The sequence below is a fragment of the Micromonospora sp. RTP1Z1 genome, from assembly GCF_033804685.1.
Lineage (GTDB): Bacteria > Actinomycetota > Actinomycetes > Mycobacteriales > Micromonosporaceae > Micromonospora.
This window is the reverse complement of the sequence record NZ_JAPFQV010000104.1, coordinates 1-12,067: the sequence shown is the minus strand read 5'-3', so window position 1 is coordinate 12,067 and position 12,067 is coordinate 1. Positions and strand designations below refer to the sequence as shown.

15 protein-coding genes and 2 pseudogenes are annotated in these 12,067 nt (G+C 67.4%); 6 read left to right on the top strand and 11 right to left on the bottom strand.

Annotated features, from left to right (window positions below; all coding sequences use genetic code 11):
• Positions 1-56: 56 nt before the first annotated feature.
• From SLP03_RS30595 to SLP03_RS30565, 7 genes are all read right to left on the bottom strand, one after another.
• Positions 57-950 carry an aminoglycoside phosphotransferase family protein gene (locus SLP03_RS30595; RefSeq protein ID WP_319464118.1) on the bottom strand — a complete coding sequence of 298 codons (894 nt, stop codon included), beginning with the start codon at positions 948-950 and terminating at the stop codon, positions 57-59.
• A 142-nt stretch (positions 951-1,092) separates the two neighbouring features.
• Positions 1,093-1,830, bottom strand: a complete 738-nt coding sequence (locus tag SLP03_RS30590; protein WP_319464117.1) for an NIPSNAP family protein — start codon at positions 1,828-1,830, stop codon at positions 1,093-1,095.
• A gap of 78 nt (positions 1,831-1,908) precedes the next feature.
• Positions 1,909-2,340 (bottom strand): Rrf2 family transcriptional regulator, encoded by a 432-nt coding sequence (locus tag SLP03_RS30585; RefSeq protein ID WP_319464116.1) that lies wholly within the window; start codon positions 2,338-2,340, stop codon positions 1,909-1,911.
• Between the two features lie 139 nt (positions 2,341-2,479).
• A complete protein-coding gene (locus SLP03_RS30580; RefSeq protein ID WP_319464115.1) occupies positions 2,480-2,764 on the bottom strand; it encodes a cupin domain-containing protein in 285 nt (94 codons plus the stop codon).
• 327 nt (positions 2,765-3,091) lie between these two features.
• On the bottom strand, positions 3,092-3,706 hold the full coding sequence (locus SLP03_RS30575) for an NAD(P)-dependent oxidoreductase (protein WP_319464114.1): 615 nt from the start codon (positions 3,704-3,706) through the stop codon (positions 3,092-3,094).
• On the bottom strand, positions 3,678-3,914 hold the full coding sequence (locus SLP03_RS30570) for an NAD-dependent epimerase/dehydratase family protein (RefSeq protein WP_319464113.1): 237 nt from the start codon (positions 3,912-3,914) through the stop codon (positions 3,678-3,680). Before SLP03_RS30570 ends, SLP03_RS30575 begins: the two co-directional genes overlap by 29 nt.
• Positions 3,915-4,081: 167 nt before the next feature.
• Positions 4,082-4,669 carry a TetR/AcrR family transcriptional regulator gene (locus SLP03_RS30565; protein ID WP_319464112.1) on the bottom strand — a complete coding sequence of 196 codons (588 nt, stop codon included), beginning with the start codon at positions 4,667-4,669 and terminating at the stop codon, positions 4,082-4,084.
• A gap of 154 nt (positions 4,670-4,823) precedes the next feature.
• On the opposite strand from SLP03_RS30565, the gene SLP03_RS30560 reads away from it, so the two are divergent.
• From SLP03_RS30560 to SLP03_RS30550, 3 genes are all read left to right on the top strand, one after another.
• Complete coding sequence (locus SLP03_RS30560; RefSeq protein ID WP_319464111.1) at positions 4,824-5,585, top strand: hypothetical protein; 762 nt, start codon at positions 4,824-4,826, stop codon at positions 5,583-5,585.
• 21 nt (positions 5,586-5,606) lie between these two features.
• Positions 5,607-6,206, top strand: a complete 600-nt coding sequence (locus tag SLP03_RS30555) for a class I SAM-dependent methyltransferase (protein ID WP_319464110.1) — start codon at positions 5,607-5,609, stop codon at positions 6,204-6,206.
• A gap of 280 nt (positions 6,207-6,486) precedes the next feature.
• Entirely contained in the window at positions 6,487-7,722 is a 1,236-nt protein-coding gene (locus tag SLP03_RS30550; RefSeq protein ID WP_319464119.1) for an IS110 family transposase, read from the top strand.
• 246 nt (positions 7,723-7,968) lie between these two features.
• On the opposite strand, the gene SLP03_RS30545 is transcribed toward SLP03_RS30550, so the two are convergent.
• Together SLP03_RS30545 and SLP03_RS30540 are read right to left on the bottom strand one after the other, a co-directional pair.
• Complete coding sequence (locus tag SLP03_RS30545) at positions 7,969-8,643, bottom strand: DUF4241 domain-containing protein (RefSeq protein ID WP_319464109.1); 675 nt, start codon at positions 8,641-8,643, stop codon at positions 7,969-7,971.
• 57 nt (positions 8,644-8,700) lie between these two features.
• Positions 8,701-9,360: a hypothetical protein gene (locus SLP03_RS30540; RefSeq protein WP_319464108.1), complete on the bottom strand. Its 660-nt coding sequence runs from the start codon at positions 9,358-9,360 to the stop codon at positions 8,701-8,703.
• A gap of 359 nt (positions 9,361-9,719) precedes the next feature.
• On the opposite strand from SLP03_RS30540, the pseudogene SLP03_RS30535 reads away from it, so the two are divergent.
• Positions 9,720-9,884 (top strand): annotated as a pseudogene (locus tag SLP03_RS30535) (PEP-utilizing enzyme); the annotation flags it as partial.
• Between the two features lie 16 nt (positions 9,885-9,900).
• On the opposite strand, the gene SLP03_RS30530 reads toward SLP03_RS30535, so the two are convergent.
• The gene (locus SLP03_RS30530; protein ID WP_319464107.1) at positions 9,901-11,028 is read right to left on the bottom strand and encodes an EcsC family protein; all 1,128 of its coding nucleotides are present in this window, start codon (positions 11,026-11,028) and stop codon (positions 9,901-9,903) included.
• A gap of 10 nt (positions 11,029-11,038) precedes the next feature.
• The gene (locus tag SLP03_RS30525) at positions 11,039-11,446 is read right to left on the bottom strand and encodes a cyclic-phosphate processing receiver domain-containing protein (RefSeq protein ID WP_319464106.1); all 408 of its coding nucleotides are present in this window, start codon (positions 11,444-11,446) and stop codon (positions 11,039-11,041) included.
• Positions 11,447-11,517: 71 nt separating this feature from the next.
• On the opposite strand from SLP03_RS30525, the pseudogene SLP03_RS31785 reads away from it, so the two are divergent.
• Both SLP03_RS31785 and SLP03_RS30515 read left to right on the top strand, forming a co-directional pair.
• A pseudogene (locus SLP03_RS31785) lies at positions 11,518-11,697 on the top strand (IS1380 family transposase); the annotation flags it as partial.
• 60 nt (positions 11,698-11,757) lie between these two features.
• The coding region (locus SLP03_RS30515) for a hypothetical protein (RefSeq protein WP_319464120.1) at positions 11,758-12,067 on the top strand (310 nt) is incomplete at its 3' end.

The following is a 12,067-nucleotide window of genomic DNA, read 5'->3' as shown; positions in this document are numbered from 1 at the left end:
GATGCCGGTGAAGATACGATGAGACAAGGCCGTGCGGGCCCATCCTGACGTCACAATCATGATCGTCCCGCACGGCCACCTTCATGATCGACCCGGGTCTTTCCTCTACCGCGCACCAAGCCGTAAGAGATTCCGCTGACGCCCACCGCGATGGCCCAGGCCCTGGCGCGAGCCCAGGTCAGATCGTCGAGGTCCAAGGTGTTCCAGTAAGCCTGTCGTGCTTGGGGCGGCAGGTCCCAGACGGTGGAGTGTTCGGCGTCGGGAAAGCCGACCGACAGGCCTCCGAAATCGATGACCGCGTGAAGCTTGCCCTCCTGCACCAGGAGGTTGGTGGGCTTGAGGTCGCCGTGAAGCCACACGTGTGGTCCGGAAGGCTCAGGCAGGGCGAGCGCGGCGCCCCACAACCGTTGCAGAGTCTCGACGTCGAGCTCCGCATCAACCATGGTCCGACAGTCTTCGAAACACGTGCCAATCCACTGGTCGCAGGCCCGCAGGCGGCCTCCGCGGTACCAGCTGAGGTCACCCGTGCGAGTCGCTCCCATCAGGTCGATGTTGTGGAGCTCCCGCACGAACGCCGCCAGGTCGGTTCCGAAGGCGGCCCAGTCCTGGACAGTGTCCGGCTGGGCTTCGTTCCCGTCGATCCAGCGGTAGACCGACCAAGAAAGGGGGAAATTTGTGGTGGGCGTGCCGACATGGACCGGCTCCGGGACCGGACACGCGAGCAGCGGCGCCAGACGAGGAAGCCATTCCTGCTCCTTCCGCCCGGACCGCGCCTTGTCAGCCGTTCGCGGAAGTCGCACGAGCAGGTCGTCACCCAGCCGGTACATGGTGTTGTCCGTGCCCGCGCCCGCCGGCGACAACGATAGGCCGGCCCACTCCGGGCACTGCGCCTCCAGCAGCGACCTGACAACCGCCTCGTCGATCGGAACCTCGTTCTCGTGCAGCGTCACGCCGGGGATCTTTCCGCCGGATGACATGGCAAGCCAGTGATTTCTCGGTCGACTGAACCCAACGCGGCGCGAGACGCGTGGCATGCCCACTGGTCTGGCACTGCCCGCCGCGTTGGGTTCAGGTGTTGTGCGCCTGGCTTGGTCAACGCAGCAATGACCGGGCTGTTGGTGCCAGCCGCAACTGCTGCGGGGGGCGGGTGAGCGTAGTTGACAGAGTCGGTTGCACGTAGTCCCGCCAGTGGTCCGAGCGTTCTACCCGGTACAGGTGGTTGTCGAGATCGGCCCGGCTGGGAAACTGTGCGAACCATACGAAGACGTTCTCGCCGATGCGCACCGGCAGCGCGGGGAAGGTGTTCTCGGCGTGTTCGCTCTGCAGGCACGCCAGCGGCGGTGCGGCTCCAGTCTCGATGAGCACTGGGCGGATCTGACCGTCGAAGAAGTCTATGAATACCTGATCGAATGGGCGGTCGCGGTAGTAGAGCGTGGCCAGGACTACTGACGGCGGCGGTGTGGGGTGGCCGAACGGGGGTCGTACATCGGTGGGGGGCGGGAAGCCTGTACGCGCGGTGACCGGCCGCAGCAGCAGCACGTTGTCGGAGTCGATCATTGTGGCGTTGGCCTGGTCCTTGTGGGTCTTCCAGGCCGGCCCGCCGTAGAAGCGGCCGAGCGCTTCGGCGCGGGATGGCATGTCCTCGAAGCCGCGTAGCCAGACGAACCGGTCGGGGTCGTCCAGGTCGCGGAACTGGGCAATGACTGCCATGCCGGCTGCCTCTTGGGTTTCGACGAACTCTCGGTCGAAGACGTTGATCAACACGTCCCGCTGGCCGGGGTGCAGCGTGTACTGCCGTAGTTCGACGATCGGGTACCGTACGTCATTCATCGACGCCATGCCTCCATTTGTTAGAACACTCATTGTTACAACTAAGGTCGTGGCGACCGGTCGACTAGGGTGAGTCGTCTAGCGCGCCCGTAAGGTCTGGCGCAGTACGTCGGCGATTGACGTGCGCTGAAGTTCACGCCGCAGGGCCTCCTCGACCCCGCCGTAAACGTGGCCTAATGCCGGCCGGATGCCCCTGCCGACCGGACACTCCAGATTCGGCTCAGTGCGGTGCATGCCAAACAGCGGCTCCTGCTCGACGGCGTCGTACACGTCGAGCAGGGTGATCTCCTCCGGGGCGCGGGCCAGGCTCCACCCCGCCCCGGCGCCGTGGCGTACGTCCACCAGGCCCGCCCGGCGCAGGTCGCCGAGGCTGCGCCGGATGATCACCGGATTGGTGTTCACGCTGGCGGCGACCTGGTCGGAGGTCAGCAGCTCTTGGCCGCGCCGCCCGGCCAGCGCCATCCACGCCAGTGCGTGAACGGCGATTGTCAATCGGCTATTCGCTGCCATTGCTCCCCCCTCCCTGTTGTAACAGCTTCCGTTACAGCAGGGAGGCGTGTCAAGTCGACCCCGGATCTCCACGGTGATCGTCTTCAACACCACGCCCGTAGACGTGGCCATGGTGTTGTGTTGTGTGATCAAGTGTGCATCAGTCGTTTTCTTGCAGCCAGTAGACGGAGATGGCGAAGAGCGGATCCGGTCCGTCGTTGCGAATCTGGTGCGGCACCTTGCTCTCGAACGCCGCGACGTCTCCGACGCGTAGAACCGTCGTCTGGTCCGCCCACGTCAAGGTACCGGTTCCCGACACGATGACCCACACCTCGCGCGACCGATGCACATCAAGGTCGTTGGACGTCTTCGGGGCAACTGACCAGCGAGCGACCTCGAACGGGGCGGGCGTCGTCGACGGGAACGGCAGCAGCGCGCGGTGCACCGGACCGCCCTCGGTGAAGTCGTACCAGTGTTCAAACCTTACGGGCCGCTGGTAATAACTGGATTCGTGCTCGACATGTCGTCCAGGTTGCCTCGCCGAAGCTGTTGCGTCTGGCGGCAATCGGACGAGGCGTTGCCGAGGTCGGCGCAAAATGCCAGGTGCCGACGCCGCACCTCCCGCACCTGATAGACGACGCGCATGTTCCCGCGCTCACGATGTCACTCTATGCCGCCGACCGGGCGCTACGGAGCGTCACGGCAAGCGGATCGAGCCGGCGTCCGGTCGTGTCGAAGAGCGGATGCTGCCGGTTGGACAGATGCCCGTTCTTCAGCAGGGCGGAGGGGGCGCGACGACGTGCCGCAGGGAGTATTCAGTACTGGCGTAGGCCCCGCCCTGCAAGGCGGCGGCGTCGATTGGGACGTCCGAACCGGGCACCTTCGCGGCACAACTTTCCGCGTCGTCTACTGGCAGATAGCCGAGCTGTGCCCCGGCGCCGGTATCCCAGAACCTGCGGGTGTTGGCCGAAACGGCATAGGCGGCCAGGAAGTGAACGTCGGATGCCGTGATAGCCGCACGGATGAAGCCGACGCCGTCGCGCGGACTCAACCACGTTGCCAGATGTCGTGCCTCGGTCGGCTCGTCCTCGAAACTGCCGATCCGCAGGCACACCACCGACAGCCCGAACTTGTCAGCGTACAGACGCCCGAGTGCTTCGACGGCAACCTTGCTCACCCCGTAGAACCCGTCCGGCCGAACCGGCGCGTCAGGTACGACAACCTGCCCGACCGGGTAGAAGCCGGTGACACGGTTGCTACTCGCCAGGACAACTCGTCCCACCCTCTGTCGGCGAGCGGCCTCCAACACGTGGTAGGTGCCCAGCACGTTGCTGTCGAGCAAGTCGACCAATGGCGCCTCATCCGGCAGCCCGGCCAGATGCACCACGGGTGTCCGCACCCTCCAGCGCAGCAACTACCGCATCCAGGTCTGCCAGGTCCAGTTGGATCGCCCGCTCCACCGGCGACTGCGCATGCAACAGGACCCGATCGACCAGCACGAGTTGGCCAACCTCATCGCGCAGGTGCTGGCGGACCGCCGAACCGATCCGACCCGCCGCACCCGTGACGACGACCGTGCCCAGACGTGAACTCATGGGCTGCATTGTGGCGGCACGTACCGACAATATGATCAACGCCGATCTCACAAGGGTGACGAATTCCGCCCGTTCACCGAACGCCCGCTTCTATGCCGCTGGTCGCGCGGTCATGCCGAGAAGAGGACATCAGGTGGACTGTTGCTGGTACTCGAAGATGGCACCGATCATTCGGCCGCACGGCCGAGTGCGGCGCGGACCCCGGGCGCCGCCAGCTTCCGGTACATCTCCGCGAGTCGGGTCGGGCTGTACGGGAAATCGTGGCCGATCCACCAGGTCAAGAGCCCGAGTGCCGCGCTGGTGCAGAACTCGGCGACGACATCGACGGGCAGGTCGGAGTCGGCTGCGGTGAGGTGGGGCTCCAGGTGGTCGCGCATCATCGCGGCGATGAGCCGGTGCAGATGGCCGTGCACGAACTCGCTGCCGCGCTTGCCGCATAGGGCCTGGTAGACGCGTCGGTGCCGGTGGGCGTGCCCGAAAATGACCGCGATCGCTGGCTCGGCGTCGGGCGCCGGCATGTCCGGTCGCATCGCGTCGAACTCGCGTCGCAGCTCGTCGCGCAAGCCGTCGAAGCTCGCCACGAGTAGCGCTTCCTTGTCCCGGAAGTGGGAGTAGAAGGTGGACCGGCCCACGTCGGCGCGGTCGAGGATGTCCTGCACGGTGATGCGCTCGTAGCCCTTCTCGAGGATCAACGCGATGAGGGCCTCGTGCAGGATCCGACGGGTGCGGCGGACGCGCCGGTCCAGGTCAACCATGCCGGGCCTCGACTTTCCGAACGGTTTCACGGAACTGTTCGCTAGCGGACGCCTGCCGCTGATTGATTGTTGACCCGCGCCCACGGCGGCCCAGAATACTAGACACGATGTTCGGGATCGAACATACCGTTCAGCGATGGGAAGGGGTTCGGCGATGTACGACCTCCCGGGGTACGTCTGGGCATTGGTGCTCATCGGGGTGATCGGGATCCCGGCCGCCACCTGTGCCGCCCTCTACCGAGGGGCTGTCGCGGCCGGACTGGGCCACCGCACGGCCGCCAGGGTGAGCGTGGCCGCCGGTGCGGTCTGGGGCGGTTGGCTCCTCGTCGGCGGCCTGCTTGCCGGAGCGGGGCTTTTTCGCCGCGACCCGGACGCCGTGCGCCCGTGGTTAGCCCTCGCGTTCGTCGGCGCGCTCACCGCGGCACTGCTCGCCACGCGCATCCCGATCGTGTCGCGGATACTCGCCGCGCCCGGCACCGCGGCCAGGCTGACCCTGCCGCACACGCTGCGGATCATGGGCGTGCTCTTCATCGTTGTGCTCATGCTGGGCGAGTTGCCCGCCGCCTTCGCGATCCCGGCCGGGCTCGGCGACATCGCCGTTGGCCTGGCCGCGCCCGTCGTGGCATGGCGGCTCAGCCGTGGCATGCACCGCACGAACGCCGTGTGGTTCAACGTCATAGGCATCGTGGACCTGGTCGTCGCAGTGGGCATCGGCTATCTCGCCGGGCTCGGACCCACCCAGGTCCTCCACGTGACCCCGTCAACTGAGCCGCTCGCGCTGCTACCACTCGCACTCGTCCCGATCTCCGCCGTCCCGCTCGCGGCCGCCCTCCACGTGATGTCTTTGCGCGCGCTGCGTTCCCCGATCCAACCGGCTGGCATCCAAGCCGCCACGCCCGCCCCGACCGCCGGCTGAGCACACCGACAGGAGTCCGAGATGCGTTCCCTGTACGACGCCCGCACCAAGATGCTCGGCTACTTCGCCCGACCCGACCACTACGACGGCTTCACCAGGCGCCTGCTCGGCACCTACCAGTCCCGGGTCGTCGCGGACGTGGCCACGGCCGGACTGGACGACACGACAAGGATGCTCGACGTCGGCACCGGACCAGGTCGGGTGCCGCTGGCAATCGCCAACGCCGTGCCCGACGTACCCATCGACGGACTCGACCTTTCCCCAAGCATGATCGAATACGCGCGCCGCGCCTCCCGCGCGGCCGGCTTCGACGAACGAGTGACATTCGTGGTCGGCGACGTCGCCGACCTTCCCTACCCTGATCACACCTTCGACCTCATCCTGTCTTCGATGAGCCAACACCACTGGGCCGACCCGCACGCCGGGCTGCGCGAGCTACGCCGCGTGCTACGCCCCAATGGGCGCATCTGGATTTACGACGTCCGCCCCGCCCTACGCCGCGCGATCACCGCTGCCCGCGACATCTTCCCGCCGAACGTCATCCGCAGCGAGACAGTACGCACCGGCCGGCTCCCGATCAGCATCATCGGCAAACTGACCGTCGAGTACACAGGCCCGTGACGATACCGGTGCGCTCCTACGTGGGCTGCCGAGCACTCTTCTAACGGGTTCTGTCAGCCTGCTGGTGCAGGATGGCTCCGGTAGCGGCTGGCGGGTCAGCACTCCTCTCATCTGGCCTTCAAGGTCTTGCGGCAGACCGTGCGCCCGCTGGTCGTGAGGAGGCTGGACAGCTGATGGGATGACGTGCCCCGCTTCTGTGCGGTGAGCACTTGGCCATTAGATCGCTGGGGTCTCTTCCACGCTGCCATGGACGACGCTGTCCGTCGAGGAAGGGGGCGTGATGCTGTTCCTGGGTGACGACTGGGCCGAGGATCACCACGACGTCGAGCTCGTCGACGACTACGGGACCAGGCTGGCCCGCAAACGGCTACCCGAGGGCCTTGAGGGTGTCACCCGACTGCATGCGCTGATCGCCGAGCACATGCCGGCCGAGTGGGCGGATCTCGACCCGGGTGAGGCCGCAGCCAAGGTGCGGATCGGTATCGAGACCGACCGGGGACCGTGGGTGCAAGCGTTGATCGCAGCCGGCTATCAGGTGTATGCGATCAACCCGATGTCGGTGGCCCGCTACCGGGAACGGCATTCCACGTCCGGTGCGAAGTCCGACGCCGGCGATGCGCATGTGCTGGCCGAGATCGTGCGTCTCGACCATGCCCATCACCGTCCGGTCGCCGGTGACAGCGCCCAGGCCGAAGCGATGAAACTCGTCGCCCGCACTCACCAGACGCTGATCTGGGACCGATCGCGGCAGATGCTGCGGCTACGCAGCGCGCTGCGCGAGTTCTTCCCCGCCGCCCTGGACGCCTTCGACGACCTGACCGCGCCCGACGCGTTGGAGCTACTCGGTCGTGCGCCGGATCCTGCCCGCGCCGCCCGGCTGTCACGATCACAGATCGCCGCCGCGTTGCGGCGGGCGAACCGCCGCAACGTCGACGTCAAAGCCGCTGACATGCAACAGCGACTGCGCGCGGCGCAGCTGCGCCAGCCGGCCGCAGTGCAGAGCGCTTACGCGGCCATCGTGACCACCCAGGTCCGGCTGATCGCGGCGCTCAACGCCGAGGTCGAGCAGCTCGGGCAGGTGGTGGCCGACCATTTTGGCCGGCACCGGGACGCTGAGCACTACCTGAGCCAGCCCGGCCTTGGTGTGGTCCTCGGCGCCCGGATCCTCGGCGAGTTCGGCGACGACCCGCACCGCTTCACCGACGCGAAAGCCCGCAAGAACTACGCCGGCACGTCCCCGATCACCCGCGCCTCAGGCACCCGCACAGTGGTGCTGGCCCGCTACGCCCGCAACCGACGACTCGGCGACGCCGTGCACCAATGGGCCTTCTGCGCCCTGAAAGGCTCACCCGGCGCCCGCGCCTACTACGACGCCCTACGCGCCCGCGGCACCGGCCACCAAGCCGCCCTGCGCCAACTCGGCAACCGCCTCGTCGGCATCCTGCACGGCTGCCTCAAAACCAACACCGCATACAACGAGGCAACCGCTTGGGCGCATCTCCAGCCCACTTCTTGACACCGAAGAACATGGGATGTCTGCCGCCGACCGGTGTCACACGGCGTCACGAAGGGTCCGGCGGTGGGCGCGCGATCCTGCCGAGATGAGGACGTTTGGTCGGCACGGTGACCGGCGGGGCGCATGCCGAATGCCGCTATTAGGGCCTCTTTGTCCGGTCGGATCAGCAGGGGCGGACCGGGACCTTCGGCCTGGACTCGCCGGCGGGCTTCGCCAGGACCCGGACGCCGTTGGGCGGGCGGTGCGTCAGCGACGGCTGACCTGCTCCTTCTTGGCGGCGATGCTGGCAGCAACGGTGGCCAGGAACTCGGCGGTTGCCTCGGGGTCTGCTGGCTTCGGCTCCGGCCGCACGCCGCTGCCCGTCGGGGTGGGGGTGAGGAAGACGGTGGTGTCGGGAGCGGTGGGCGGCAGGGGCTTCATGTCGTGGAGGACGAGCATGTCGGCCACCAGGCAGGTGACCTCGCCGTCGGCGGTGCGGCCGATCCAGACCGGGTAGGAGCCGTCGCCTCTCCCGCTCGGGTAGGCGATCAGATTGGTGCCGGTGGCCGGGTCGGCGGTCTCCGTCTCCTTGTCATCGTCCCAGGCGTCGCTCTGTTGCCGGTGCTCGTACGCTGCGGCGAGGGCGTCCCGCCCTGACGCGTCCAGGAATGCGCCCATGCCGGTGTCCACTCCGAAGCCGTAGAACTCGTCGTCGCCGAGCAGACGTATGTCCTGCCCGGGACGGACCGCGAGTTCCCAGCTTGCGGTGGGCTTGTCGAGGATCCGCAGCATGGCGGCGGTCGTCTCGTTCCAGCCTTCGCTCTCCCACCACATGCCGGCGATCAGCACGGGGTGGTCTCCCGCCGGGACCATTACCGTGTACGGCTCATCGCGGCTGCCGAGGGTGCCGGGGTCGGCGGCGATCACTGCGCCGGTAGGCATTCGCAGCACCCCGGCGGGTTGGGGTTCGGTAACGATCGCGACGCCGAACTCGGTGTCTTAGAACCGACTGCCCGGGGTGAACAGCGCCTCCAGATGGCGGGGCCGCAGGCCCGACGGAGCCCTCCACAGCGGCGTTGCGGCCTCCCGGTGCCCCTGGTCTTCCTTGTGCCTGGCGGGTACGAGCGTCACGTCGCCGGCGCCCCCCGCACTGCGTTTGAAACCGAGCATCCGGCCGTCCGCGTACGCCGTCCAGTCGCCGAACGGGGCCCTGCGCAGGGTGCGGTGCCGCTCCGGGATGTCGTGGCTGGTCTGGAAAAGGCCGCCATGGTCCAGCTGCACATCGGCGGTGTCACTGTCCGGCCGGGCCGTGAGGGTGAAGTGCCAGTCGCGCTCGGGGAATTCCGGCTCGTCCGCAGACGCGTAGCGCCACTGCTCGTAGTGGCGCAGATCGAGCAGGCCCGGCTCGAGCTCGCGGTAGTCATAGGCACGGTCGCGGCGGCCGTGCTCGTCGAAGAGGAACAGGCCCAGGTAATGGCGCCCCCAGTCGATCTGCAGCAGCGCCCTCGGCCGTGCGTCGGCGGTGAGCAGCACCGCGTAAGGCTCTCCGGCCGAATCGCGCTTCCGCGCCCCTTCCACACCCATCACGCCGACGGGCTTTCGGCTCCCCGGATCCCATCCCGCGCAGTAGGTGACCTCGACCGCGCTCGCCTCGGCCACGCCCTGCTCCGCTCTCTCGATCAGTGACGAGCTGATCCGGACAGTAGCCCCCGCCACGGAGAGTCCGCTTACCAGCGCTAGGCAGGTCAGGAACACCAGACCGGATCGCCGGCGGCCGAAAGCCCCGCCGGCCGAACCAAACTTCCGCAGACTTCCCCATGAACCACCACGATCTGGAACTCCTCGGACCCGGTCGGTCGCCCGAGCGTCACCGGCATCATGCTGGGTCGACATGACCTCATGATCCCATGGGTCTCCAGCCATCCATTCGGCTCCCGCCGCCGCAGGCACGACCGCTTCTGCCGCTGATAGCGCGGCCGATGAGCGGATGCCACCGGTCTCGGCCATGAGGAACGCTGGGCCTGGTCACCGAGGTTGGCGGGCTGATGACCCACGGCGCTGTCATTGCCCGGGAGTACGGCCTGCCGGCCGTCATCGACGTCGAGCGGGCCACCCGCACGATCCGTGACGGCCAGTGCATTCGCTTGCACGGCACCGACGGCTTCGTCGAGCTCCTGCCGTAGGCGGCCCGCTCCGGATTCAGCGCAGGTCGGGTCCGCCCTCCACGGCGAGCTCGCCGAGCACGCTGAACCCGTCGTCGACTACGTCGTTCGGGTCGTCCGTGTCCTCAACGACGAAGGCTTCGATTGGTTCCTCGTTCAGAAGCTGAGGGTACTTCTCCAGAAGGAACCGGTGCCGGTACGCCATTTCGGCGGTGTCGACGATTCCCTCCAGAGTGGTCCAGTTGAGGGTGCCGCCGACCAGGATTCCGGCTACCGGCACGACCTTGCCGAGGCCCTTCTTGGTGAGGGTGTGGCCGACCGCTTCCGCGAACCGTCCGGCGATCCGGGCGACGACCGAATCGTTCAGAACCTTCCACGTCTTACCGCGGACGAGTGCCTGGGTGAGGCGCGAGATGTCGGCGAAGGCGGCGTTCTTCGCGCCGACGGACGCCGCCGTCCCGGCGTTAACGACGGACAGCACGAAGAGCTTCTCGGCTGGTTCTTCGGGGTCGTAGCCGTACAGCAGCGAGACATGGCCGACCGCGCGGGATGCGAGTCCGATGACGATGGCAGCGTCGCCGGCGAAAGCGCTGACGATGGCACCTCCCGACGGCGCCGCCGCCGCGCCGCCGGAGACCGCGGTAGCCAGCTCGCCTCCCGAGATCACCAGCCCCGCACCCATCCCCGAGACTGCGGCAGTAGCCGGGTAGTACCAGCTCAAAGCCCGCCCGCGGACCGCGTGGATCTGCTCGAGGTCGAGGCGCCCCAGGTCGGAGAGCTTGGTGACGTCGTGCCCGCGCTTCTGGTGGAGCTCCACCACCCGCTTGGGCGAGAGCCCCGCTCGCGAAATCTTCGCCACCGTTCGCTGCATCGAGCCCAGAGCACTGCCACTCCAGTCTCCCGCGCTGGTGGGGAGGACGCCGGCGGCTTTGCGAGCCCCGGTGCCGATGGCGCTCGCACCCTTGGCGGCGATGCCGCGCCCCCGCGACACGACTGATTGGGCTCCCGGGTGGTTTTCCAGGTACGTCGCCGCACGCCGACCGAGTGCCGCGGCGCCGTTGGACACGCCCTCGCCGGCGCTGCGCAACGCGGCCGACAGCGGCCTGCCCTTGAACCGCTGAATGTCACGCCACGCCGCAAGCTCGTACTCCGAGGGTTCTGCCATGTCGCCCAGGTTAGTGACCCGAACCGCCGCTCATGAACAGGTAGGCGGCGGAGTTGGCGTTGGCCCGATCGGCCTTAACCAAGTGGTGCAGGGCTATGAATCGACCCAGGGCCATCTTCGTGGCACCGACTGGGTTGGCGGAGTGGATGTTGATGACGCCGACGTCGAGCGGTCGGCCGTCGAAGGCAGCGCGTTCCAGGACCTCGACGACCGGCCAGATCGTGTCGTCCTCGCCAAGGTCATGGTCAAGCCACAGCTCGTCCAGCCGCTGATCGCGGCAACGATCGAGAAGTTCCACTCCGGCTGCACTGGTGCGGGCCACGTCCGCGCTGCGGCCGTCAACGAACGAGCGTAGATCGTCGACGAGGATGATTCGGGATCGTCTGTTGCCATACGAAGATGATGCCGGCCCTCGCATCCGCCATGATCAGGTGCACGCTTCTGCCGCGTTCCGCTCGGCCGTACGGAAGGTCATTCCGCTGCGCCTCGGCCGCGGCACTCAAGTCGGGCGCGGACGTCTCGGTCACCGTGCGCTTGGACGCCAAGGTCAAGACCGCGATCTCCTCGATCCCGAAGGACGCCTGGACCACGATCGAGTACACCGACGCCGTCTACGACGAACAGACCAGTCGTTTCTCCCGCTCGATGTCACATCCGCGGCCCGGCCGGTGTCTCCATGGCGTGACGACCTACCAACCCGTCGTTACAGCCACCGGCACAGGAGGAGACATGGAGCACACGACCCGCATCCCCCCGGCCGAGATCACCGGCGTCAAGGGAGCGCTGATCAAGTGGATGATCGAGAAGAAACTGGGCAAGGTGCCGACGGCGGTGGGCGTCTACTGGCACAACCCCAAGGTGCTGTTCGCCAGCTTCGGCCTCGGCGGCAAGCTGCAGAAGTGGGACGCCTGCGACGAGGGCCTGAAGTCGTTCGCCCACATGGCGGTCGCGTCGCTAGTCGGCTGCACGTGGTGCCTGGACTTCAACTACTTCGAGACCCGCAACAAGGGGCTCGACGTGGAGAAGGCGCGCGAGATCC